This window comes from Fredinandcohnia onubensis, from assembly GCF_002734285.1.
In the GTDB taxonomy this organism is placed as follows: domain Bacteria; phylum Bacillota; class Bacilli; order Bacillales; family Bacillaceae_L; genus Ferdinandcohnia; species Ferdinandcohnia onubensis_A.
Map to the genome: position 1 here is coordinate 46,725 of NZ_NSEA01000011.1, position 24,156 is coordinate 70,880.

A 24,156-nucleotide genomic window follows, 5' to 3' on the forward strand; every position below is an offset into this window, starting at 1 on the left:
TGTATTACGCCTCCATTAATAATAATTGTGGATCATTTAACAAACGTTTGATTTGGTTGAGTGCGTTCTGTGCAGTAGCACCATCAATCATACGGTGGTCAAAGCTTAATGATAAAGCAAGGACTGGAGCTACAACAATTTCACCATTTTTAACAACAGGCTTCTCTGCAATTCGTCCTACTCCTAAGATAGCAACTTCTGGGTGGTTAATAACAGGAGTGAACCATTGTCCACCTGCTGAACCAATGTTACTGATGGTACATGAAGCACCTTTCATTTCATTAGGAGCTAACTTGCCATCACGAGCTTTGCCAGCTAATTCATTGATTTCATTAGAGATAGAGAAAATTGACTTACGATCCGCATCTTTAACAACAGGAACAAGAAGACCTTTTTCTGTATCAGCAGCAATACCAATATTGAAGTAGTGCTTATGAATGATTTCGCTAGTTGCATCATCAAGTGATGTATTTAACGCAGGGAAATCACGTAATGCTGCAGTTAAAGCTTTCACGATATATGGTAGGTATGTTAATTTAATACCTTTTTCAGCTGCAACAGCCTTAAATTTCTTACGGTGTGCAACCAACTCTGTAACATCTACTTCGTCCATTAATGTAACATGTGGAGCTGTGTGTTTTGAGTTAACCATTGCTTTAGCGATTGCTTTACGAATTCCACTCATCTTTTCACGAGTTTCAGGGTATTCGCCCGCAGGAATTGGTTGTTTTGCAGGAGCTGTCGCTGCTTCTGCCGCTGCTGCTTTTGGAGCTTCAGCTGCAGGTGTTTCTGTAGCAACAGGTGCACCGCCAGAAGTGAACGCATCAATATCCGACTTCATTATTCTACCATTTTCGCCACTTCCTGCAACCTTTTTGATGTCAATTCCTTTTTCTCGTGCATATTTTCGAACAGAAGGCATAGCAATGATACGACGATTTTCATCAACGTCTGCAGCAGGTGCTGTTGCTTCTTGAGCAGCCGAAGCTGGTTGTTCTTCCTGAGCTTGTTCTTGTTTAGGAGCTTCGTCAGATTCATCGCCTTTAAATTTAAGGTCCTCATATCCAGGAGCATCAAACTTAATCAGCGTATCACCTACAATTGCAACAGTTCCTTCTTCTACAAGTACTTCAAGTACTTTCCCTTTAACTGGAGAAGGGATTTCTACTACTGCTTTATCATTTTGGACCTCACATAGAACATCGTCCTCATTTACTTCATCGCCTGGTTTTACAAACCATTTTACGATTTCACCTTCATGGATACCTTCACCGATATCTGGCAACTTAAATTCAAATGCCACGGTTTTCGCCTCCTAAAATTGTTAGTTTCTTTTCAAAGATGCCTTGGCGCATGTCTACATTGTTGAAATTTTTATCTAGTTGAACTCTCATACGCCGCAGGCTTATTTATTCCGATAAGGATAGTTAATCCTTGATTGATTGGTTATATATTAGAAGTTCAATACTTTCTTTGCAGTTTCAATTACATCCTTGAAGTTTGGTAACCAAACCGATTCTGCTTGAGAGAATGGATAAACTGTATCAGCTGCAGTTACACGTAATACTGGAGCTTCTAAACTTAAGATTGCACGATCGTTGATTTCAGCAACGACGTTAGCTGCAATTCCAGCTTGTTTTTGTGCCTCTTGAACAACGATAGCTCGTCCTGTTTTTTCAACAGAACTAATGATTGTTGGAATATCCAATGGGCTTACTGTACGTAAGTCAATAACTTCTGCAGAAATGCCCTCTTTTTCTAACTCAGTTGCAGCTTTTAAGCACTCATGTACCATCGCACCATATGAAATCATAGTGATGTCTGTACCTTCGCGCTTTACTTCTGCTTTCCCAAGTTCAATTGTATATTCACCCTCTGGAACCTCCTGGCGGAATGAACGATAAAGCTTCATATGCTCAAGGAAGACAACAGGGTCGTTATCGCGAATTGCGGATATTAATAGTCCTTTTGCATCATAAGGTGTTGATGGAATAACAACCTTTAGACCAGGTTGTTGTGCCATTAAACCTTCTAAGCTATCTGCGTGTAGTTCTGGTGTATGTACACCGCCACCAAATGGTGAACGAATCGTTACTGGAGCAGTGTAACGACCACCTGAACGATAACGCATACGAGCTAATTGACCACTAATAGAATCAATAACCTCATAGACAAATCCAAAGAACTGGATCTCTGGAACTGGACGGTAGCCTTGTAAGCTTAGACCAACAGCAAGACCGCCAATACCTGATTCAGCTAATGGTGTATCAAACACGCGATCTTCACCGAATTCAGCCTGAAGACCTTCAGTAGCACGGAACACACCGCCGTTAACTCCAACGTCTTCACCGAAAACTAAGACATCTGGGTTATTCTTTAATTCTGTGCGTAACGCATCAGTGATTGCTTGAATCATTGTCATTTGCGCCATGGCTTACTTCGACTCCTTCGCTTTATAGATTTCCATTTGCTCCTCTAAATTTAAAGGAAGCTTTTCGTACATATGTGAAATAAGGTCAGTAACCTTTTGTTTAGGTGTTTCGTCCGCTTTTTTAATTGCGTTCTTGATGTCTTCTTTAGCTTCTTCAATGACTTGGTTTTCTAACTCTTCATTCCAAATTCCTTTTCCTTCAAGGTACTTACGGAAACGAACGAGTGGATCTTTCTTTTCCCATTCATTGTCAAGCTCAGAAGTACGATATCTTGTTGGATCATCTCCAGCCATTGTATGTGGACCATAACGGTATGTCATTGTTTCAATTAGAGTTGGACCATCACCATTCACTGCACGCTCACGAGCTTCTTTAACAGCTACATATACAGCTAGTGGATCCATACCATCAACTTGAATTCCTGGAATACCAGCTGCAACGGCCTTTTGAGCTAGAGTTGCTGCTGCTGATTGTTTTTCAACAGGAGTAGATATTGCAAAACGGTTGTTTTGAACGATAAATATTGCTGGTGCTTTAAATGCTCCCGCAAAGTTAATTCCTTCATAGAAGTCACCTTGTGAAGTACCGCCGTCACCAGTATAAGTGATTGCAACTGATTTCTTGCCGCGTTTTTTCATACCTAAAGCGACACCAGCACACTGTATGTATTGTGCACCAATGATAATTTGTGGTGATAGTACATTAACTCCTTCTGGAGCTTGGTTTCCATGGAAATGTCCACGTGAGAACAAGAACGCTTGATATAATGGCAAACCATGCCATACGATTTGAGGTACATCACGATAACCTGGTAAAATAAAATCTTCTTTATCTAATGCAAATTGAGATGCAAGTTGTGAAGCTTCTTGACCTGCAGTAGGTGCATAGAAACCTAAACGTCCTTGGCGGTTTAACGAAATAGAACGTTGATCAAGGATTCTTGTATAAACCATTCTTCTCATTAATTCTTTTAATTGATCATCACTTAAATCAGGAACAGCATCCTTGTTAACTACTTCTCCTTCTTCATTTAAGATCTGAAACAAAGGAAAGTTTTCAGCAACTTTATCCAGTTGCCCTTGTAAATCAAAGACATTTGCTTTTACAGCCATCTTTTCTCGCTTCCTTTCTTACCCTATTTTCTTTAATCAAACGCACCCTGACCATTTCTAGCAAGGGGCTTTAACTTTATGATGGTGAAGAAACCAAGTATAAAGTTAAGAATGATACAAAACATACAGCATTAGGTTACCCAAAAATATATCTTTTCAAAGACATTTTTTATCCATTGGAACGTAGTCTTTAGATGTAATAACTTTATTGTCATGCTCGAAAAGGATATTCTGACTCCTAAATGAAGCTGTATTAATTATTTTAGTAAAGCAATTAATACAACTGCTCCCTATCCATTTCCAAGTTTACAACAACGTAAGACACACGTCAAATTGTTTGTTTACTGTTTTATTACTTGTCCATAACTTTTTTTATTTTTGTATAAATTCCCATTTTAAAAAACTGTATCAGTACACATTTTCGGTCTGTACTATAAAAACCTTTCTTCTAGAATGATTTTTTAAAATACTACTCCGGATTACGCCCAAAAATAGCCAAAACAAAAAGGCTATCAACACTGATAGCCCTTTCACACAGTTATTAGTTTATTATTCCTCTTTAAAGACAACTTCTAGTCCGGCATTTTGATAAAAAGTAACCTTCGCTTTGTTGTATTGGTCTGTCAATTTATTAAACGTTTCATTAGCTGCAACTACTTTTTCGTAAGTTTCATTTATAAGATTAATTTGTTGTTCTAATTCATCCAATGTTAATTCTTCATTTTGAAACATTTCATATAATTTTTTATCATGTTCTATTGCTTCTTTATATACAGTGTATAAGCCCTCATAGCTTTTATAGCGTTCGTTCATTAACGAGACTAGCTCATTCGCTTCTTCCTTTACACTGTCCTCTTTTATCTCAGAAATAAGTGCATCGACCTTTTGAAATTCCTTTTTGGAGGCTTCGATACTCTTTTGTTCATTGTTAATTCTAGTTTCACGATCACCGACAATTGCTAATGCATCCTTTGATAAGGAAACAATCTGATCAAACTCTTTCATACCTAATGTTAAAATTTCATCGTAAAGCTCTTTCTCTTTTTTCTCAAGCTCCACTAATGGGTTTTGTTGCTCTTCAAAGTCCTTTTCAACTGCTACCACTTTTTCTAATGTCTCATAAATCTGTTCTTCTGGTGTGGGACCGCCCATACACCCCATTAAGAGAAAACTCATACAAATACAAAGAAATACAATTTTCAACGAATTATTTTTCACTATCTGCTCCCCCTTAGATACTTCAAATATACTATATTATAATACGATTTCATAACATATTTTTAGGTTTCACCTAAATATATGAGTTAGTACATGCTTTAGAACAGGCTAGAGGCCTACTTTTATATTTAAAAATGAAAAAACCTTTGATAAACTTATAATAAATATAGCATCAAGATCAGGAAGTGATAAATGTGATAACAATGGATAATATTATCCGGGAAGGACATCCAACACTACGAAAGGTTGCAGATGAGGTTCCTTTACCGGCATCAGCCGAAGACCGCAAAACTTTAGAAGAACTTCTAGAATATGTAAATAACAGTCAGAATCCTGAAATTGCTGAAAAATACGGATTAAGACCAGGCATAGGGCTTGCTGCACCGCAGATTAATGTGTCAAAACGTATGATTGCTGTCCATTTAAAAGATGAGAATGATGAGCTACACAGTTATGCTTTGTTTAATCCAAAAATTATTAGTCATTCTATTAAAAAGAGTTATTTAACAAGTGGTGAAGGCTGTTTATCCGTTGACAGAGCTGTACCGGGATATGTACCGCGCTACTCGAAAATTAAGGTAAAAGGAACCACCATTGAGGGTGAGGAAGTAATTGTGAAACTAAAAGGTTTACCTGCAATATGTTTTCAGCATGAGATAGACCACTTAAATGGAGTTATGTTCTATGATCATATCAATGAGGAAAATCCGTTTGCTGAACCAGACAACGCGATTCCTATCGAACGATAGAAAGTAAGTATCGAAGCGCTAAACATATAGATGGATTTTTGTTAAGAAAACTTGACTTATTCATCTTCGTCCAATTTACCTTTCTTTTATTAGCCATGATAATTTGACCCTTTTTTTCACATAATAAGAACAAAACTTAAACCCAAAAGCAACGTTCTTGAAATGTTTAAAGTTTGAGAAAAAAGGAGATGATAGTCATGCTAAAAAAGTTACGGAAAAAATTAATTAAGCAGTGGCAAGATTTATTAAAAAGGAAATCAATTGCGTAGAGATTAATAACATAAAACTTGCCTCCTAATGAAGATAGAGCTAACAATAACGACTAGAGCCCTTCGTTATGGAGGGCTTGTTATGTACTATCATGCTCTTCAATGGTATAATATACTTTTAGGTGTACGGTTGAGTGATTTTAACAAAAAAATACATAGTAACCCCTAATCTAACCCCCTCTTTTTACCTATTAACAAATGCAATGTTAAGAAATATTTAGGAAAAGCAAGAAAAAACATGAAAAACTTGTTATATTTTTATATAATAGAAAAAGTTACTCTAACTTTCGGAAATTAAGGAGAGATTTGGCAATGATTTTTAAAGTTTACTACCAAGAGGATGTATTAGAAGTTCCAGTAAGAGAACATACAAAAACTTTGTATATTGAAGCAGAATCTCAAGTTGAGGTTCGCCAAAAATTAAAGGAACGGAAATTTAACATTGAATATATTCAAAAGGTGGAAGGGGCCTATCTTGAGTACGAGCAACTAAATGAAGATTATAATGTATTGGAGATTTGATGAATTATGAAATTTGTAAAGAACGATCAAACAGCTGTTTTCGCCTTAGGTGGACTCGGGGAAATTGGTAAAAACACTTATGGCGTACAGTTTCAGGATGAAATTATCCTGATCGATGCTGGGATTAAATTCCCGGAGGACGAGCTGTTAGGAATCGACTATGTTATTCCTGATTACAGCTATTTAGTCAAGAACGAAGACAAGATTAAAGGTTTATTCATAACGCACGGTCACGAGGATCATATTGGTGGAATTCCGTATTTACTTCGTGAAATCAATGTACCGATTTATGGAGGTAAGCTTGCCCTAGGTTTAATTCGTAACAAATTAGAAGAGCACGGACTACTCCGCCAAGCAAAGTTGATTGAAATTAAAGAAGAGGACATTATAAAATTCCGTAAAACATCGGTTACGTTTTTTAGAACAACACATAGTATTCCAGATTCATACGGAATTGTTGTAAAAACGCCTCCTGGACAAGTTGTCCATACAGGAGATTTCAAATTTGATTTCACACCTGTTGGGGAGCCAGCGAACCTTCAAAAAATGGCGGAAATCGGTAGAGATGGAGTACTATGTTTACTATCCGATAGTACAAATGCTGAAATACCACATTTTACAATGTCTGAAAGACGCGTAGGAGAAAGTATTCAGGATATTTTTCGAACTGTAGATGGTCGAATCATTTTTGCTACTTTCGCTTCTAATATTCATCGCCTACAGCAGGTGGTTGAAGCCGCTGTTCAAAACGATCGAAAAATTGCAGTATTTGGAAGAAGTATGGAATCAGCAATCACAATTGGATATGATTTAGGGTATATTCAATGTCCAAAGGATACGTTTATTGAAGCTAACCAAATCAACCGTCTCCCAGCAAATAAGGTTGTTATTCTTTGTACTGGAAGCCAAGGGGAACCAATGGCTGCCCTTTCAAGAATTGCAAATGGTACACACCGACAAATTCAAATCATTCCTGGGGACACGGTTGTATTTTCATCATCACCTATTCCAGGGAATACACTGAGTGTTAGTCGAATCATCAATATGCTTTACCGCGCAGGCGCCGATGTTATTCATGGACCACTAAGTAACATCCATACATCAGGTCACGGTGGCCAAGAGGAACAAAAATTAATGCTTCGTCTCATGCAGCCAAAGTATTTTATGCCAATTCATGGTGAATACCGGATGCAAAAGATGCACGCGAAATCTGCTGTAGATTGTGGTGTATTTGAAGAGAACTGCTTTATTATGGACAATGGAGAGGTTCTTGCTTTAAGTGAGAATGAAGCATCTGTTGCAGGTAAGATTCCATCAGGAAATGTGTATATTGATGGTAGCGGTATCGGTGATATCGGAAATATTGTATTGCGGGACCGCCGCATTCTTTCTGAGGAAGGTCTTGTGATCGTTGTCGTAAGTATTAATATGAAGGACTTTAAGATTGCTGCAGGACCTGACTTAATATCTCGTGGATTTGTGTATATGCGTGAGTCTGGAGATTTAATCAATGATGCACAAAGTCTTATTACGAAGCATTTAAATAAAGTAATGGAGCGTCGCACGACCCAATGGTCTGAAATTAAGAATGAAATCACAGACACACTGGCACCGTTCCTATATGAAAAGACAAAACGCCGTCCAATGATTTTACCGATCATTATGGAGGTATAAGCTAGTCCATTAACCCTTGTATTATTCAATGTTAATACCCACTGAGGCTTTCCTCAGTGGGTTTTTAATATCTCCAAAAAAACGCCTCATGCTGAGACGTTTATTCTTCGATTAGATTTTTTTCGAAACGGCTAATGTCTGTGTCAGCCCCGATAATAATTAGGATATCCCCTTTATGTATTTGCTCGGTTGCTGATGGAGATACAATGATGTCTTTTCCTCTTTTCATCGCGACGATGGTTACCCCATATTTCGCACGTACATCTAATTCAATTAAAGACTTGCCATCAATCTTTTTTCCTGCCACAATTTCAATAATACTATGCTCATCTGAAAGTTCCAGATAATCCAAGACATTGTTTGAGATAATATTATGGGCAATTCGTTTTCCCATATCTCGCTCTGGATGTACAATCCGGTCTGCTCCAATTTTACTTAAAATTTTCTCATGATAGTCATTTTGTGCTTTTACCCAAATTTGCTTGACCCCTAATTCCTTTAGGATAATAGTTGTTAATATACTAGCTTTCAGGTTATCCCCGATCGCAACAATGACTAAGTCAAAATTACGAATCCCTATGCTCTTGAGAACTGATTCATCAGTTGAATCGCCAACAACAGCATGAGAGGCGATAGTTGAAAATTCATTCACTTTATCTTCATCAAGGTCCATGGCCATGACTTCCATGCCTTCATCACTTAATGCGCGGCATATGCTACCTCCAAAACGTCCAAGGCCTATTACCGCAAACTCTTTTTTGTTCACTACCTATTCCCCCATCAAATTGAGATACCTTAGATTGTATCACAACTAATCTATAATTTGGAAGCATCTCCATCACCCTTAATGAATGTGCACTCCGAACGCAAAAAGGACTAGGTGCCCTAGTCCTAAGGTTTTCTAAATTGCCTCAAGCATCTTAAACTGTGCTTTTACCAATCCAAAATACTCGCCTTGCTGGTTCATTAATTCATGGTGATTTCCTTGTTCTATGATTTCACCATGATCTAATACGAAAATATTATCAGCTTCACGTATAGTCGAGAGTCTATGGGCAATGATGATTGCTGTACGACCTTTTAATAATTGTTTTAAAGCCTGTTGTATTTTGACTTCTGTTTCGGTATCAATACTTGCAGTTGCTTCATCTAAAATTAAGATTTTCGGATCTGCAAGTAGCGCACGGGCGAATGATAATAATTGTCGTTCCCCAACTGATAAGATATTCCCTCTTTCCTCAACTTCTGTGTCATACCCATTTACAAGTTTCTCAATAAACTGATGGGCACCAACTGCTTGTGCAGCGGCTATTATCTCTTCATCAGTTGCATCTGGTCTCCCAAATCGGATATTGTCTTTTATGGTGCCAGAGAATATAAACGTATCTTGTAGGACAACACTTATTTGAGAACGAACACTCTGGAGCGATAATTCTTTTATATTGATTCCATCAATTTTTACTTCCCCAGCTGTTGCATCATAGAAGCGGCTAATCAGGTTAGCAATCGTCGTTTTACCTGAACCAGTATGACCCACAAGGGCGATGGTCTGACCTGCGTCTATCGTCAAGGAAATGCCTTTCAAGGCTTTTCGACTTTCGTCATATGCGAATTCCACTTGATTAAATTCAATCTTCCCTTTCATTTCAGACAAGTGAATTGGATTTTCCTTTTCACCAACAATTGGCTTTTCATCAATAAATTCGAAAATACGTTCAGATGAAGCCATCCCCACGAGCAGTTGATTATATACTTGACCTAAACGTGAAATAGGCTCCCAGAACATCCCTAAATAGAAGGCAAAGGAGACGAAAACCCCAATTGTTAGTCCATCAGCTTGAATTAGCGTAGCCCCGAACCAAATCAAGATTGCAGTTCCAACCGCATTTGTCATTTCAACAAATGGACGGAACATCGCATTTTTCTGGGTAGCATCTCTCCAGCTCTCAAAGTTTTGATTATTAATACCATCAAAGAACTCAATATTTTCTTTTTCCTGAGTAAATGCTTGTGTCACACGAATCCCTTGAATACTTTCATTTAAATGCGAGTTAAGCATCGATTGCTTAATTCTTACTGTTTGCCAAGATCTTCTAATTTTTCTTCTTAATTTAGTTGTAATTAAGACCATCAGTGGCAGGATAATTAAGATTGCCAATGTAAGCTTTGGACTTAAGCCAAAAAGAATAAAAATAACCCCGAACAGGAGCACAAAATCCATTAATAGATTAATAACCCCATTTGTGAATAATTCCTGAAGAGAGTTCACATCATTTAAGATTCTAACCAAAATAGATCCTGCTGAACGCTTATCAAAGAATCGATGTGATAGTCCTTGAACATGTGTAAAAAGATGCTTTCGTAAATCGTAAATAATATTTTGACCAAGCATATTGGTCCATTTGATTCGATAAATGTTCGCAACATAATTAATTGCATATAACCCAGTAATCGTAGTAACTAAGACCAGTAATAAATCTGTATCTTTATTCGCAATCGCGTGATCGATTGTATATTTTCCAATTAAAATAGGTGCGATCAACCTTACAGCGGTTGTCAATAAAACCATGATTATTGCTAAAGGCAATAAATTCTTGGAATATGGTTTCATATAGCCTAGTAATCTGAGCATTTGTTTCCAGTTAAAGGGTTTTTCAATCGCTTGATCTGTGGAATAATGGAAACGATGTTTTATATCTTTTTTTTCATTTTTTGACATATAATCTCACCTACCTAACCTACTTGTGACTGTAGGACAACTTTTTGATCCTTATACTGAATATCATATATGCGTTGATATGGTCCTTCATTTTTCAATAATTCCTCGTGTGTTCCACGTTCAACAATCGCTCCATTATCTAATACCAAAATTTCATCCGCATGTTTCAAAGAAGAAATTCGATGTGCAATGATAATTGTCGTCCGCCCCTTCATTACTTCCTTTAAGGCTTGTTGAATTGAAAATTCGGTTTCCATATCTACCGCGCTTGTTGCATCATCTAAAATAAGAATACTAGGATCAATGCAGATTGACCTTGCTATTGCAATTCGTTGCTTTTGTCCGCCTGATAATCCCATACCACGTTCACCAAGCATCGTATCATAGCCATTTGGAAGCTCCATAATAAACTCATGCGCCTGGGCTCTTTTTGCTGCATCAATAATTTCTTCCATCGAAGCATTAGGTTTGCCATAAGCAATATTTGCACGAATTGTGGATGAGAATAAGAATGATTCCTGCATGACAAATCCAATATTACTCCTTAACGTAGAAATGGAGTAGTCAGAAACATCTCTTCCATCAATTAAGACTTCGCCTTTTACCGGCTCATAAAATCTTGTCATTAGCTGAGTAATACTTGTTTTCCCAGAACCTGTTGCCCCTATTAACCCAATAACCTTGCCTGGTTCAGCTGTGAATGAAATCGACTGTAATGCTGCCTCATCATCCTCTGTATACTTTAAGGTAACATCTTTAAATTCTACATGCCCCTGCAAACTATCACTTTTCACAACATCATTTTGATCGATAATTTTTTCATCTGCTTCAAGTATCTCTAGTAAACGTTCGCCAGACGCCTTCGCTTGTGAAAACATATTAATGATAAAACCAAGGTTCATAATTGGGTTAAGCAGGTACCAAACTAAACTAAAAAATGCAACGAGTTCCCCATATGATACTGACCCGCCAATTACTAAATATCCACCATAAGAGAGTAAAGCGACAACACAAACATTTCCAATAAACTCCATTAACGGGAAAAACTTTGCCCAAATCTTTGAGGTCGCTAGTGAAACATCTCGGTAATCTTCATTGGAGTCGTTGAATTTATTGATTTGAAACTCTTCTCGTGATAATGACTTTACCGTATTAATCCCACTGATATTTTCTTGTACATTCGTATTCAAACGGCCAAATGTTTTTCTTACCTTACGAAATGCTGGGTGGACTCGTTTATCGAAACGATAAACAACAATCGCTAGAAACGGTAATGCCATAATTGTTACCAATGTAAGTGGAATGGAATACGAAAACATCACGATTAAACTGAAAACAATTAAAAGTGTAAAACGAAGTAGTTCGGCAAATCCAAATGAAAGGAAGAATCGAATTCCCTCAACGTCGGCAGTTAAACGTGACATTAAGTCTCCTGTTTTTGCATTATCATAATAACTAAAAGGTAATCGCTGTAGTTTTTCATATAATGCATTTCTTACCTTATAAACAGCCGTTATACCAAATAAATCCCCCAGATACTGGTTGAAATATGTAGCTAACCCTTTAATTAGCATGATGGCAATAAAACCGAATGCAAGATATGGTACATACTGATAATTACCTGCCCGGATAACCTCATCTATGGTTACCTGAAGCACGATTGGATAAACAACTGTAATTCCTGTGACAAAAATCATTGCAAATAATGACCAGAAAAAATATTTCCGGTACGGCCAATAAAACCCCTTTAATTTCCTAAAAGTATCCATATACGTCCCCCCTCGGTGTTTCCATAAAAAACCTAAAATGTACGTAACATATAATATATCGGTTTTCGAAATAAATATCTAGTGCATTTTCAGAAAATGTTAAATATTTTATCTAAAAATAAATAAAGGCTAAGTCAATTTGACTTAGCCTAGTGAGCAAACCTCTTTATTATTCAGCATTTTGAGTTTCTTCTAATACGCGGTTAACACGTTTGGTTAACATCTTCATGCCACTACCGCCTGCTTGGAAATGACGAAGCTTACCTTCTTTATCAAATACATAATAAGCAGGGACATATTGGTTTTCGAATTTATCATTCAATTTAAGTTCACTATCGACAAAGATTGGTTGAGTGATATTATGCTGCTCGGCAACTTGCTTGATTTCATCTAAATCAAGATCATTTTCTGACCTTGGCATATGAACAGCAATAACATTTAACTTGTCTTGATATTGGTCACGGAATTCATTCACCTGTGGCATTGCTTCTTTACAAAGACCACAGCTTATAGACCAAAAATGAATGAGTGTTGGTTTTTCACCAACAAGTTCAGCTTTACTAACTTCACCATTTAACCAAGCTTTTTCTCCATCAAGCTCAGGCATTTGATCTCGTAATTTCATCGGTTATATCCTCCAATTTATGGATTAAAGGGCCTAACATACGTTAGACCCTGTTGGTATTTGTGATAAATTAGACATTAAGTGTAGCTTGGCCAGGTCTCCAATTAGCAGGGCAAAGGCCGCCGGTTTGTAATGCTTGAAGAACACGTAAAGTTTCGTCAACATCACGACCGATGTTGTTGTGGTTTACAACAGAATACATCATTTCCCCTTCTGGGCTGATGATGAATAGACCACGTAATGCAATACCTTCTTCTTCAATTAGAACACCGTATTCTTTAGAAATAGCATGGCTAGTGTCTGCAGCTAGTGGATAGTTAAGATCCCCTAACCCATTGTCTTTACGGTCAGTGTTAATCCACGCTAAGTGAGTATGAATTGTATCCGTAGAAGCGCCGATAACGATAGCGTCTAGGTCTTCAAACTCATCGTAACGATCAGACATTGCCGTAATTTCTGTAGGACATACAAAAGTGAAGTCCATTGGATAGAAAAATAATACTGTCCACTTATCGTTTTTCATGTTCTCTTCAAGACTAACTTTACCAAATTCTTTATTTGGCATAACAGCGTCCATTTCAAAACGAGGAGCTTGTTTACCTACCATACGTTCTGCCATATGTAAGACCTCCAAATATTTTTTATAAGTAGATTGATAACGCTAACACCAATATCCAAGTATAACCAGCTTTATACAGTTTATACATGGGGTATTCGCTATCAACAATGACTAGTTTAACAAAGAGGAGGCTGTCGATTCAAGTAAAATGCCGTCGTTTTTTTAAAATTATACAATCTTTACAATTTTATAATATATTGTTTGATAACCTATGGATTCATAAAAAAAAGACTAGGTGAAATACCTAGTCTCGTCATTTCGTCTATCATTGTTTACGCCTGTCCTAAACGACTTTCTACTTGTTGACAAACCTGGTCAGCAGATAGTCCGTTTGCTTCAATGACTGGCCCTTTCATGACAGTATCAGCCATTCCCATTACATTCGAATCTAAGCCTGTAACAACACAACAGTCACAGTTTTGTGCATCACTTTCCTGTTTTAGCTGAACAACTTCATAGCCTTTTTCTTGAAGAGCCTGCTGAACATTTGTTAGAGAACCTTCAACACCAATTTTCGCCATTAATCATCCACCTCCTCATATATGTAATTTGTCACAATCAGACTGTGATTATTCTACACATATTCGTGGATTGAATTCAGCACGATAACGATTATTAAAAATCAATTCATAAAGAATCTATGTTTTCTTTAATCATCTCAACAAATGCTTGGACTTGTTTAAGTTCAAATGCATAATCATAGCCGACCAACCATGTATCGCGTTTCATTGGTTCGTTATTCTCGTTCATTAATGGAATTTTATAAATGTTTTTTGTTTCATCATCATTTAAAGTGACAGATGGTAATATTGCATATCCAATTCCATTTAAGGTCATTTGCTTACATGTTTCAATTTGGTCAACCACGATGGTGCGACGTGGTGTTGATTGAAAGGTGCGGTGCCACCATTCTTGAATTTCTTGATAATAGGTTGAGTCACTTTTAAATTGAATAAACGGTCGATCTGTTTCCCACACCTGTTCGATTTTTTGGATTTCTGTATCAACCATATACATCGTATCGGTTAATAGATGGTGTTTGGCACCTTTCCAGTCGGGTTTGCCACGGATGATTCCAATATGTACAGTGTCATCATAGAGATTTTTTAATATTTCACTACTCCAGCCGGTAATTAATGAAATTTTAGCATGTGGATATTTATTTACATATTTTTTTAATACCTTTGGAAGCCAATTTTGTCCAATAATGGACGCACAAGCAATTTTTAGGGTGCCGTGCACTTCTTGATTGAGTCCTTGTAGCTGCTCCCGTATTTTTTCTTCCTTCTCAACAACCTCTTTTGCAAAATCAATTATTTTTTCTCCAGCAGGTGTTGGTGTGAGTCCTTTTTGTGAACGAATAAATATTTTCGTGTTCCATGCTTTTTCAATCGATTGTAAACGCTGGGATAACGCAGGTTGTGTAACAAATAAACGTTCAGATGCTTTTCTCATATTTAATTCAGATGATAGTACCACTAATAATTGAAATTCGGAAAATTGCACATTGTTTCCTCCTGAATACAGGTATAAGTTTTACTTATAGTATAAATGATTTATTACAAATTATCATTATACACAGAAAAAAATCCTCCATATCAGCATGGAGGATTTCAACTAACTTATTTAATTTTTAATTGTTTATTGAATTGTTTTAAAATAGCACGACGTGTGAAAATTCCTTCAAATACTAAATCATCGTTTTCAACACAGACAAAAGAGTGATCGATGACTAATTGAAGACCCTTTATGACATTGTCATTTAAATTTAATCGGGGGATTTCCCTGTTCATGACTTCTTCAACTTTCATTTTCTCTAGACGCTCAAATTCAATTCGTTCTAATCCAAGGATCGAGTCTAGAATATGTGTTGAACTAATCAAGCCATGCAGCTTATACTTTGGGTCCAATACAGGAACTGCGGTATATCCCGTTTTTGTAAGGACAAGTAGTGCGTGCTCCAAGCTATTCCCGATTTGAACGTGAGCTACTTTATCTGCAGGAATGAGCAAGTCTTTAATTGTTGTTTCAAATAGATTTTCATTTTGAAGACCAAGCATGTAAGCCTCACAACCTCACATTGTAATTATTTTCATATATTACCAGAATTCAATTTTCATTCTCCTCTTTTATTTTACCATAATTTTATGAGGAGAACTTGTATTATTTAAGGGTGATTTAGAGTTAGTTCTTTAGAAGGAAGAAAAAGGCTCAGCACAATGCCGAGCCTAAGAGGTGTGATTAGCTAATTAAATCGAAAATTTCAATTGCAATCATGTCAATATTATCGAATTGATATGTTTTGGGCTTTTCCCCTTGCTGGTATACTTCGAGTTCAAATGTACTTGTTTTGTTAAAATACTTAACACTACATTTTCTTTCACCATTTACTTCAAAAAAACGTTGTGGAGGCTCCCCACCGTTTGCATTTTCCTGAAGGCTATTAAGACGAGATATGATTCCTTGTAACTGTGACATATGTAGCCTCTCCTTTCTCTACTTTTAGGATTGAGCAATATCCTCTCTTCTATCCACGGTATTGACCATTTTTCTCACGGACTTATATATTCAGAATATTTCTTTCAATACCTTTACAGTAACTACTATGTAACAATACAATAAAATTAGCGATGAAACAATAAAAAAGTGGGAGGAGAACATGGGAAATCTTACACAACTAAATGAGCGAATATTTCTAATTGACGCACATGATTTGGGGAGAAAGGCTCGAACAGGTTCGTACATAATTAAAGAGGAGAAAATTACAATTGTTGAAACAAGTGCAAGTCCTTCTATACCGTACATTATAGAGGCTCTTGAAGAGCTAACTATTGATCCAATTGATGTTCAGTATATTATCGTAACCCATATTCATTTAGACCATGCTGGAGGAGCTGGCCTCCTATTACAGCATTGTCCAAATGCAAAAGTCGTTGTCCATCCTAAAGGTGCAAGACATTTGAGTGACCCAAGTCGATTGATTGCTGGAGCAAAGGCTGTATATGGGAAAAGTTTTGATTCTTTGTTTGATCCAATTTGCCCAATTCCTGAGGAAAAATTAATTGTAAAATTGGATCAGGAAGAGCTTGAAATTGGAAGGAATTGCAGCCTTTTTTTTTATGATACACCAGGTCACGCCAATCATCATTTTAGTATTTATGACCCTGTTAGCAACGGGATTTTTACAGGTGACACAATTGGCATTTATTATCATGAGCTAGTCAAAGATAATATTGAACTGTATTTGCCATCGACATCTCCTAATCAATTCCGTCCTGATGCAATGCTCGAATCTGCAAAAAGAGTGAATGAACTTGGGGTCTCCGCTATTTATTTTGGCCATTACGGGATGTCAACAAATGTGAATGAAGTGTTTAAACAACTCCAACTATGGTTACCTATTTTTGTAAATGCTGGGAAGCAATCGTTTATCGAACATCCTTTAGCAACTGAAGGTGAACATAAAAATTTTATTAAGGAATTGATTTTAGAGGAAATCACAACTTATCTTGATGAAATGAATATTCCAAGACACCATGAAGTATACGAAATTATTAGTCTAGACCTTGATATTTGTTCGATGGGAATTGTTGATTTCCTTCAAAAAGAAAAATAGAAATCCCAATTGGGATTTCTATTTTCTTTGGTATTTAGAAGATGCCTTGATAAAATCCAAAATGAGTGAATGTTCGATTATCCATTTCAAGTAAGGAATAAATCGTGGTTTTAAAAGGATTCCATATTAATAATGATGAATCATGATTAATCGTCTCCTTTTGTGTAGCAGTCTCTTTTACAATGGGAGCTTCATCTTGTATTTGTAAATCCGTAATAAGCCAGTTTGAGTTAATATTTTCAATCGTGATGACTTCATAATGATCTTTATAAGCAACCGGACCTGACTCTGGGGCTTTAAATAACTCATAGACAAAAATCTTCTTTTCGTTTTGATCGAATAAAATTTTTGTTTCATCTGTATACGAATAAAACGGAACAAAGTAGAGGGCAAAATCTGATCCATACACAATATACCCATCTTTTTCCTTAATTAAATTCTCCTCTAAAAATGTGTTTGCATAATCCGAATGGAAAAAAGGAGCAAGAACTTGCTGAACTTCTTCATAGGTACGAAATTCAGATGTTAATGAAGATTGCGCCTGAAATGCTTCTTGTAAGAATGTGAACACTTCATCTTGCGCAAGAGGTTGATTAGATGACGCTTTAGCTGTTGGAACAGAAACTAGTCCGATTAAACAAATGACAATGAGTAGTAGTGAGATTCGCTTGCTCAAATTATCATCCTTTCATTAAGTGACTGGTTATGTACAAGTACCCTCATTTTAACAAGTTCTCAATTGCCCGTGGATATGAATCGTTCGTTAAATAATTGCAGATTTTGACATGTTTATATACATACAAACAATAAATTCATAAATCAATTGAAAAAAAGAATGAATTTTGACATACAAGATGAGAAAACCGCACACGTAATTAGTATTGTTTACAACTGTAATACATATTTAAAATTTAAGTGAATATGAATATGCTACACTAGTCTCATAGCTTCAATTGATTATAAAGATAGGTTGGCGGTTAGGATGGCAAAAAAATATACAAGACGACAATTTATTAAATGGGCGTTTGCCACAACAGCAACAGCTGCAATTGCGTCCTCTTTCGGGTATTGGTATGCCCGATATTTTGAGCCGAAACAGCTAGATATCACGTCTCATAAAATTGTACATCCTACTATTCCAAAAGACTTTGACAATCTGAGGATTGTTCAATTTAGTGATACTCATGTCGGTCATTATTACACACTAGAACAACTTACTCACCTCGTTGATCAAATAAACAGTTACAAACCGGACCTTCTATTTTTCACCGGAGATTTAATGGATGAGCCTAATAAATATGCAGCTGCCAATCATCTCATCCCGATCCTAAAACGGTTAGAAGCTCCTCTTGGGAAATTTGCCATTTACGGTAACCATGACCATGGGGGTTACGGATCTGAGATTTATAAACAACTAATGGAACAAACCGATTTTACACTCTTAATGAACAGTTCCAAGGAAATTCACTTGAGAGATTCAAAAATTACCATTGTGGGATTAGATGATGTCATGCTTGGACGTCCTAGTTTTGAACAAGCCTTTCAAAACGTAGATTCTTCTAGTTATACAATTCTACTTGCTCATGAGCCAGATATTGCTGACCGAGCAGCTGAAGTGGGAGCACATTTGCAACTATCTGGTCACAGTCATGGTGGACAAATTCAACTACCATTTGTAGGCCCACTGATTACCCCCCCACTTGGAAGTATTTATTATGAGGGTGCCCATGAAATTGGTGCTACTAAAATGTTCCTCTATGTCAATCGAGGACTTGGAACAACTAGGCTTCCATTACGATTTCTAGCAAAACCTGAAATCTCCATCTTTACATTACAATCGAAATAACGATAGAGGATGACCCTAGGCCATCCTCTTACTTATTTGTTAAATAGTGCTCAATCAACTCGTCTTCTGGTATTGGTTTACTAAAGAAATATCCCTGTACTTTATGACACCCCATAATCTTGAAAAACTCAACCTGTTGTTCCTCTTCAACCCCTTCAGCAATTACTGAAAGCCCTAAACTTTGGGCTAAGTGAATGATTGTAGTTGTAATGGCAGCATCTTTTTCATCACGGAGAACATCTTTTACAAAGGACTTATCGATTTTTAATGTATCGATAGGAAGTTTTTTTATATAACTTAAGGAAGAATAGCCTGTGCCAAAGTCATCCACTGCAATTCGAACTCCGATGTCCTTTAATTTGGCCAATGTGAACAACGTTTTCTTTGGGTCTAACATCGCTCCTTCGGTAAGCTCAATTTCAAGACTACCTGGATAGATTTGATTCTCTTCAATATTTCGTTGAATCATATTTACTAATTCAGGTTGTTGGAATTGTTTTGGTGATAAATTGATGCCAACAGATACAGTCCCATATCCACTCTCTTTCCAACGCTTTAATTTCTGACAAACTGTGTGAATTAGCCATTCTCCAATTGATAAAATGAGCCCGGTATCTTCTGCTATCGGTATGAATTCAGCAGGTGATACAAACCCTAGTGTCGGATGATTCCATCTTAACAAAGCCTCAAAGCTAGTCACCTTGCCTGAACTAAGATCCAACTGAGGTTGATAGTAGATTTCAAGTTCATTTTTATCAATAGCCCTTCTAAGACTTGTCTCAAGATACATCAAATGGGAAGACTGTTTCTGTAAATCAGTACTATAAAATTGATAGAGCGCCCTGCCTAATTCCTTTGCACGATACAAAGCTGTATCAGCATTTTTTACTAATGTATCAGCATCATTGCCATCGATTGGAAAGAGACTAATTCCAATACTTGCTGAAATAAAGAATTCTTTTTTCTCTAAAATGAAAGACTTTTCAAATAACCGGATCACGTTCTGCGCAAATTCTTCGGAATGCTCTCTTGATGACTCTGGAAGTATGATGATAAATTCATCCCCGCCTTGACGGAAAACCTTATAGCCTTTTTGACCAATTGTTGATAACCGTCTTCCAACTTCTTTTAATAAATGATCCCCCGCTACATGTCCCATAGAATCATTGAAAAATTTAAAACGATCAAGATCTATGAACATTAATGCAAATTCTTGATCACTCTCTATTGCTTCTACAACAGCATGATCTAAGTCCTGCTTCAATGAACTGCGATTGGGCAAACCTGTAAGTTGATCATGATAGGCCATATAGGTAATCATTTCTTTATCGGCAACCCTTGCAGAGATATCACGAGTGACACTTACGATGAATAGAATATTTCCTTTGTCATCAAAGACTGGGGTTAAGAGCGATTCACCATGTACAACTTTTTTATCGGGTAAAATCACAACATCCTGAAACGAGACTGCCTCTCTTTTCTCCACAACAGATTTATATTGTGCATGCAAATGATCAGCCGTTTCTTTAGGTAACACCTCGTAAAGTGTTTTTCCAAGGCTTGAGTTAGTTAATTTTGCATGCCCTTTCGCTTCTTCATTTAGAAAGACATAGGTAAAAATGTCGTCTTCCTCTACTTTCATGACATATATTAAATCCTTGATATGTTTAAGAATAATTTCAAAGATGATTGCCTCAATTTTCTCACCAAAGTGGCTAAATTGCTTATCCTTTAAGATTACATGATTAATGTTATTCATGAGACCATTCCCTGCTACAGATTAATATTTACCTCTTCGGCATACATCGACAAAAACCTTTAATTTTTCAATAATTATTTCTATATAATCATTTGAAAGATTTAATGAATACAATACGCTAGATGAATTTGTCAAAATACACTACTACCAGTATAATAAAAGATAGAAAGGAGAGAAAGTATGAAAAAACAGGTAAATCAAGCCCCGCTTGAACCAAATGTGGACAACCTTGCACGTGCCATATTTGTTGTAAACCGACATGCCAAAACGGCTACAAACCCTAAATTCTTATACTTACTAAAACGAAAAGCACTAGAAAAGCTTATATCCGAAGGGAAAGCCAAAAAGGAAGGACTACATTTTTCCAGAAATCCGAAAAATAGTCAACAACAATCCGATGTCTTAATTTCAGCCGGAGACTATTATTTTCACATGCCTCCTACAAAAGAAGACTTCTCTCGCCTACCACACCTTGGACAGTTGAATCAGACATATCGCAATCCAAAAACCTATCTATCACTTTCTCTAGCAAAAAGCCTGCTTCAGCAATACGTTGGAATCGAAGAAAAGACCGAGAATAATCACCGGCCAAACAAACGGCCATACCAAAAACCCGTATTCAAAAAACTAGGAGAAAGCTATCGCTAAATTCCATTAAAAAAACCAGGACGATGTACCTGGTTTTTTTAATATAGGTAATTTAAGGCCCGCTGGTCAGCTAAATTGGTATCAATCGGACAGTCTTCCGAATCTTTTCCATATTGCCAAACCCATACATTTGCCTTACATTTTGGTGATATTGGTTTAAATGTAGGTGCATTTCGTTCCTTTGTCACGCCAGGCTCAGGTTCAGCACTCCATAAGATCGTTTGGACAGCTATCTGTCTATTTTTTCGTACAGCCTCACAATAAGCTACAGAAAAATCTCCTTTGACGGGATCGTTGTATAACCCTGGACGAAAGCCACTTGGGTAAATCGATTCCACCCACCCCCGAATCCAAGCCTCGTCTACAGCAGAAAAACGTTCCACACTTGCAAACAATGCTACATTGTTTGGAATGCCAAGACGTCTTGCATTAAATACTGCATTTCTTGCAGCAATCTGCCCTTTTTCATATCCTATTGCATCAGAAAAAACATTATAGATGGGCAAAACCTTAATTCCTCGGTTCCGCAAGAATGAAATTTCTGCTCTTGTTAATCCTGCTGAAACATCGGGGACTTCACTTAAATATCGGCCCCAGAATTTTGGGTTTCCCAATTTAGATTTTACAAATGTATATAGCTCTTCATCAGCAGTTGCCGCTGAATCCACTCCCCACACATATCTAGGCATTTCCACAACCCCTGTTCAATTGAAATTATGATTTCCATTTATGGATAAGTTGGTTGTTTTCTCCTCTTGCGAAGACATCAATTCGGTTTCGATTCCATGAGGCTGAGGATGGTTCGGAAGTTAATGTACCACCAAGGTCCTCCCATTCATTCCAACGGCTTCCATCCCAATTTTTGAGATATAAATGTTCGTCTGTACCCTTTACAAAAACATCAAGATTATTAGGCTCTCTTGAGGATGCAGCTGGACTTGAGGTTAATTCCCCACCAAGATCCTCCCAATTACTCCAGCTTGAGCCGTCCCAATACTTATGATAAAGAGCTCTATTTTCGCCTCGCGCAAAAACGTCGATTCGATTTGGCCCCCACGACACCGCTCCAGGTGCAGACGTTAGAACACCGCCTAAGTCCTCCCACTCACTCCAACTATCCCCATCCCAATATTTATGATAAAGATGGCGATCTGTGCCTCTTCCGAATACATCTAGGCGATTTTCAGCCCAAGATGAGACAGCAGGTGATGATGTTAAGACTCCACCCAAATCTTCCCACTCACTCCAAGTGGACCCGTTCCAATATTTATGAATCAAGTGGTTATTCTCACCACGAGAAAACACATCTACCCTGCCAGGTCCCCATGAGACAGCAGCTGGTGAAGATGTAAGAGTACCTCCAAGGCTTTCCCAATCTGTCCAACTTGTTCCATTCCACATCCGCCGATACAACACACGGTTTCTTCCACGCACATAGACATCTAACTGATTTCTTCCAGGTACAGTAACAGAAGGTCCAGATGTTAAGTAGCCTCCAAGATCTTCCCATTCACTCCAATTCTTTTCAGGTGAAAAGCCAATAGTTTCATAAGTAAGTCGAATAATCGCTTTAAATATTCTTTCAAGCTCACGATCTGGAATTCGGTAAGGCGATAACACACCAAAGACCCAGTTGGCTTGACGACGAAACGCCTGATAGGTTTGATTCACTTTTTGATCTAAAGAACCCGAAAATTGATTTTGAGCCATCAATGTGTACATGACAAGTTGCATGGCTATATACTGCGATAAACTCCGGTTTACATTAAATTCAGCTAAATGATCATAGTGAGGTTTTAAATTTTTTCGTACCTCTTTCCATACATTTTGAAATTCTTCTGTTTGTCTTTGCTGGTGTTCTGTAGTGGGTGTATTTATATAATGAGCCTGTTGGTAGCCATTTGCGGGATAATAAGGATAATAATAGTTTGGAACCACGCGAGCATAAGGATTCATTGGATATCCACCATATGGTTGATTCATGACAGGTACCTCCTTTTATTCTTTTAACTTTATTCAGCAAAACTGAATAAAGTTAAAAAGTTGTTCATTTCATACTATGAAATTTTTTAAGAAAGTAGCCCATTTTTTCATATTCTCCGAACCTTATATCCTAGTTTGCCAATTCATCTAAATTCTGACATATCCAAATTTTCTAAAAAAATACTTTACTTTTCGCCTAATTACCTTCATAATAGAAAGACAACTAGAAATTATTAAATGAAATGATTCTAGTTATACGTATAAGGTGAAGGGGTTTTTGATTTATAAAGAAGTGAAAAAATCAAAGGAGTGATTAAGTAATGAACCATTTTAACAAAGAGCAAAAAAATGAGGTAGTCGTAATTTCTCAAACGCCTGATGAAGAAATGTATGAAAAGGTAGCCGAAATGGTTCTCATCCAATCACAGGCCTCCTTTAGAAAAGAACAATTACTTAAACAAATCGACCAATCACTTATTAACAAAGATGAAACATTATTTATGGAACTTACAAAACAATATAATACGTTACTGTCACAACATAGCTTTTTACAATAACCAATTGGCTGGTGCAAAATGCACTAGCCTTTTATTTTA

General features: G+C 37.0%; 24 protein-coding genes. 7 read left to right on the plus strand and 17 right to left on the minus strand.

What is annotated here, in order from left to right; all coding sequences use genetic code 11:
• Positions 1-4: 4 nt before the first annotated feature.
• From CKJ95_RS11625 to CKJ95_RS11640, 4 genes are all read right to left on the minus strand, one after another.
• Entirely contained in the window at positions 5-1,303 is a 1,299-nt protein-coding gene (locus tag CKJ95_RS11625; RefSeq protein ID WP_099353596.1) for a dihydrolipoamide acetyltransferase family protein, read from the minus strand.
• 150 nt (positions 1,304-1,453) lie between these two features.
• Positions 1,454-2,431 (minus strand): alpha-ketoacid dehydrogenase subunit beta, encoded by a 978-nt coding sequence (locus CKJ95_RS11630; RefSeq protein WP_099353597.1) that lies wholly within the window; start codon positions 2,429-2,431, stop codon positions 1,454-1,456.
• A gap of 3 nt (positions 2,432-2,434) precedes the next feature.
• The gene (gene pdhA / locus CKJ95_RS11635) at positions 2,435-3,544 is read right to left on the minus strand and encodes a pyruvate dehydrogenase (acetyl-transferring) E1 component subunit alpha (RefSeq protein WP_099353598.1); all 1,110 of its coding nucleotides are present in this window, start codon (positions 3,542-3,544) and stop codon (positions 2,435-2,437) included.
• A gap of 549 nt (positions 3,545-4,093) precedes the next feature.
• On the minus strand, positions 4,094-4,762 hold the full coding sequence (locus tag CKJ95_RS11640; protein WP_099353599.1) for a YkyA family protein: 669 nt from the start codon (positions 4,760-4,762) through the stop codon (positions 4,094-4,096).
• A gap of 194 nt (positions 4,763-4,956) precedes the next feature.
• Between CKJ95_RS11640 and def the strand changes: the two genes are divergently transcribed.
• From def to rnjA, 3 genes are all read left to right on the plus strand, one after another.
• The gene (gene def, locus CKJ95_RS11645) at positions 4,957-5,511 is read left to right on the plus strand and encodes a peptide deformylase (protein ID WP_099353600.1); all 555 of its coding nucleotides are present in this window, start codon (positions 4,957-4,959) and stop codon (positions 5,509-5,511) included.
• 581 nt (positions 5,512-6,092) lie between these two features.
• Positions 6,093-6,302: a DNA-dependent RNA polymerase subunit epsilon gene (locus CKJ95_RS11650; protein WP_099353601.1), complete on the plus strand. Its 210-nt coding sequence runs from the start codon at positions 6,093-6,095 to the stop codon at positions 6,300-6,302.
• A 6-nt stretch (positions 6,303-6,308) separates the two neighbouring features.
• Positions 6,309-7,976 carry a ribonuclease J1 gene (rnjA, locus tag CKJ95_RS11655; RefSeq protein ID WP_099353602.1) on the plus strand — a complete coding sequence of 556 codons (1,668 nt, stop codon included), beginning with the start codon at positions 6,309-6,311 and terminating at the stop codon, positions 7,974-7,976.
• Positions 7,977-8,076: 100 nt separating this feature from the next.
• Here rnjA and CKJ95_RS11660 read toward each other — a convergent pair whose 3' ends face one another.
• The 9 genes from CKJ95_RS11660 to CKJ95_RS11700 form a co-directional block, all read right to left on the minus strand.
• Positions 8,077-8,742: a potassium channel family protein gene (locus tag CKJ95_RS11660; RefSeq protein ID WP_099353603.1), complete on the minus strand. Its 666-nt coding sequence runs from the start codon at positions 8,740-8,742 to the stop codon at positions 8,077-8,079.
• 135 nt (positions 8,743-8,877) lie between these two features.
• A complete protein-coding gene (locus CKJ95_RS11665) occupies positions 8,878-10,695 on the minus strand; it encodes an ABC transporter ATP-binding protein (RefSeq protein WP_099353604.1) in 1,818 nt (605 codons plus the stop codon).
• A 14-nt stretch (positions 10,696-10,709) separates the two neighbouring features.
• Entirely contained in the window at positions 10,710-12,464 is a 1,755-nt protein-coding gene (locus CKJ95_RS11670; protein ID WP_099353605.1) for an ABC transporter ATP-binding protein, read from the minus strand.
• Between the two features lie 169 nt (positions 12,465-12,633).
• Positions 12,634-13,089, minus strand: coding sequence for a TlpA disulfide reductase family protein (locus CKJ95_RS11675; RefSeq protein WP_099353606.1), 456 nt, complete (start codon positions 13,087-13,089; stop codon positions 12,634-12,636).
• A gap of 70 nt (positions 13,090-13,159) precedes the next feature.
• Positions 13,160-13,708, minus strand: coding sequence for a peroxiredoxin (locus CKJ95_RS11680; RefSeq protein ID WP_099353607.1), 549 nt, complete (start codon positions 13,706-13,708; stop codon positions 13,160-13,162).
• Between the two features lie 272 nt (positions 13,709-13,980).
• A complete protein-coding gene (locus CKJ95_RS11685; protein WP_099353608.1) occupies positions 13,981-14,229 on the minus strand; it encodes a YkuS family protein in 249 nt (82 codons plus the stop codon).
• Between the two features lie 106 nt (positions 14,230-14,335).
• On the minus strand, positions 14,336-15,214 hold the full coding sequence (locus tag CKJ95_RS11690; RefSeq protein ID WP_099353609.1) for a LysR family transcriptional regulator: 879 nt from the start codon (positions 15,212-15,214) through the stop codon (positions 14,336-14,338).
• Positions 15,215-15,330: 116 nt separating this feature from the next.
• The gene (gene cbpB, locus CKJ95_RS11695; RefSeq protein WP_099353610.1) at positions 15,331-15,768 is read right to left on the minus strand and encodes a cyclic-di-AMP-binding protein CbpB; all 438 of its coding nucleotides are present in this window, start codon (positions 15,766-15,768) and stop codon (positions 15,331-15,333) included.
• Between the two features lie 181 nt (positions 15,769-15,949).
• Positions 15,950-16,186 (minus strand): YkuJ family protein, encoded by a 237-nt coding sequence (locus CKJ95_RS11700; RefSeq protein ID WP_099353611.1) that lies wholly within the window; start codon positions 16,184-16,186, stop codon positions 15,950-15,952.
• Positions 16,187-16,367: 181 nt separating this feature from the next.
• Between CKJ95_RS11700 and CKJ95_RS11705 the strand changes: the two genes are divergently transcribed.
• The gene (locus tag CKJ95_RS11705) at positions 16,368-17,324 is read left to right on the plus strand and encodes an MBL fold metallo-hydrolase (protein ID WP_099353612.1); all 957 of its coding nucleotides are present in this window, start codon (positions 16,368-16,370) and stop codon (positions 17,322-17,324) included.
• 34 nt (positions 17,325-17,358) lie between these two features.
• Here the strand turns inward: CKJ95_RS11705 and CKJ95_RS11710 are convergent, their stop codons facing one another.
• The gene (locus tag CKJ95_RS11710; RefSeq protein WP_099353613.1) at positions 17,359-18,000 is read right to left on the minus strand and encodes a DUF3993 domain-containing protein; all 642 of its coding nucleotides are present in this window, start codon (positions 17,998-18,000) and stop codon (positions 17,359-17,361) included.
• Between the two features lie 306 nt (positions 18,001-18,306).
• Between CKJ95_RS11710 and CKJ95_RS11715 the strand changes: the two genes are divergently transcribed.
• Entirely contained in the window at positions 18,307-19,170 is an 864-nt protein-coding gene (locus tag CKJ95_RS11715; protein ID WP_099353614.1) for a metallophosphoesterase, read from the plus strand.
• 28 nt (positions 19,171-19,198) lie between these two features.
• Here CKJ95_RS11715 and CKJ95_RS11720 read toward each other — a convergent pair whose 3' ends face one another.
• Entirely contained in the window at positions 19,199-20,929 is a 1,731-nt protein-coding gene (locus CKJ95_RS11720; protein ID WP_099353615.1) for a sensor domain-containing protein, read from the minus strand.
• Between the two features lie 180 nt (positions 20,930-21,109).
• Here CKJ95_RS11720 and CKJ95_RS11725 point away from each other — a divergent pair, with 180 nt between their 5' ends.
• Complete coding sequence (locus CKJ95_RS11725; RefSeq protein WP_099353616.1) at positions 21,110-21,577, plus strand: YkyB family protein; 468 nt, start codon at positions 21,110-21,112, stop codon at positions 21,575-21,577.
• A 38-nt stretch (positions 21,578-21,615) separates the two neighbouring features.
• Here CKJ95_RS11725 and CKJ95_RS11730 read toward each other — a convergent pair whose 3' ends face one another.
• Positions 21,616-22,266: a glycoside hydrolase domain-containing protein gene (locus CKJ95_RS11730; RefSeq protein WP_099353617.1), complete on the minus strand. Its 651-nt coding sequence runs from the start codon at positions 22,264-22,266 to the stop codon at positions 21,616-21,618.
• 25 nt (positions 22,267-22,291) lie between these two features.
• Positions 22,292-23,560 (minus strand): DUF346 domain-containing protein, encoded by a 1,269-nt coding sequence (locus CKJ95_RS11735; protein WP_099353618.1) that lies wholly within the window; start codon positions 23,558-23,560, stop codon positions 22,292-22,294.
• Positions 23,561-23,880: 320 nt separating this feature from the next.
• On the opposite strand from CKJ95_RS11735, the gene CKJ95_RS11740 reads away from it, so the two are divergent.
• Positions 23,881-24,117 (plus strand): IDEAL domain-containing protein, encoded by a 237-nt coding sequence (locus CKJ95_RS11740; RefSeq protein WP_099353619.1) that lies wholly within the window; start codon positions 23,881-23,883, stop codon positions 24,115-24,117.
• Positions 24,118-24,156 lie beyond the last annotated feature (39 nt).

Excerpts from the sequence above, each read along its gene's own strand:
- CKJ95_RS11630 (WP_099353597.1), bottom strand. The coding sequence starts at position 2,431 with ATGGCGCAAATGACAATGATTCAAGCAATCACTGATGCGTTACGCACA.
- pdhA (WP_099353598.1), bottom strand. The coding sequence starts at position 3,544 with ATGGCTGTAAAAGCAAATGTCTTTGATTTACAAGGGCAACTGGATAAA.
- CKJ95_RS11650 (WP_099353601.1), top strand. The coding sequence starts at position 6,093 with ATGATTTTTAAAGTTTACTACCAAGAGGATGTATTAGAAGTTCCAGTA.
- rnjA (WP_099353602.1), top strand. The coding sequence starts at position 6,309 with ATGAAATTTGTAAAGAACGATCAAACAGCTGTTTTCGCCTTAGGTGGA.
- CKJ95_RS11665 (WP_099353604.1), bottom strand. The coding sequence starts at position 10,695 with ATGTCAAAAAATGAAAAAAAAGATATAAAACATCGTTTCCATTATTCC.
- CKJ95_RS11670 (WP_099353605.1), bottom strand. The coding sequence starts at position 12,464 with ATGGATACTTTTAGGAAATTAAAGGGGTTTTATTGGCCGTACCGGAAA.
- CKJ95_RS11675 (WP_099353606.1), bottom strand. The coding sequence starts at position 13,089 with ATGAAATTACGAGATCAAATGCCTGAGCTTGATGGAGAAAAAGCTTGG.
- CKJ95_RS11680 (WP_099353607.1), bottom strand. The coding sequence starts at position 13,708 with ATGGCAGAACGTATGGTAGGTAAACAAGCTCCTCGTTTTGAAATGGAC.
- CKJ95_RS11685 (WP_099353608.1), bottom strand. The coding sequence starts at position 14,229 with ATGGCGAAAATTGGTGTTGAAGGTTCTCTAACAAATGTTCAGCAGGCT.
- cbpB (WP_099353610.1), bottom strand. The coding sequence starts at position 15,768 with ATGCTTGGTCTTCAAAATGAAAATCTATTTGAAACAACAATTAAAGAC.
- CKJ95_RS11700 (WP_099353611.1), bottom strand. The coding sequence starts at position 16,186 with ATGTCACAGTTACAAGGAATCATATCTCGTCTTAATAGCCTTCAGGAA.
- CKJ95_RS11705 (WP_099353612.1), top strand. The coding sequence starts at position 16,368 with ATGGGAAATCTTACACAACTAAATGAGCGAATATTTCTAATTGACGCA.
- CKJ95_RS11715 (WP_099353614.1), top strand. The coding sequence starts at position 18,307 with ATGGCAAAAAAATATACAAGACGACAATTTATTAAATGGGCGTTTGCC.
- CKJ95_RS11720 (WP_099353615.1), bottom strand. The coding sequence starts at position 20,929 with ATGAATAACATTAATCATGTAATCTTAAAGGATAAGCAATTTAGCCAC.
- CKJ95_RS11725 (WP_099353616.1), top strand. The coding sequence starts at position 21,110 with ATGAAAAAACAGGTAAATCAAGCCCCGCTTGAACCAAATGTGGACAAC.
- CKJ95_RS11730 (WP_099353617.1), bottom strand. The coding sequence starts at position 22,266 with ATGCCTAGATATGTGTGGGGAGTGGATTCAGCGGCAACTGCTGATGAA.
- CKJ95_RS11735 (WP_099353618.1), bottom strand. The coding sequence starts at position 23,560 with ATGAATCAACCATATGGTGGATATCCAATGAATCCTTATGCTCGCGTG.
- CKJ95_RS11740 (WP_099353619.1), top strand. The coding sequence starts at position 23,881 with ATGAACCATTTTAACAAAGAGCAAAAAAATGAGGTAGTCGTAATTTCT.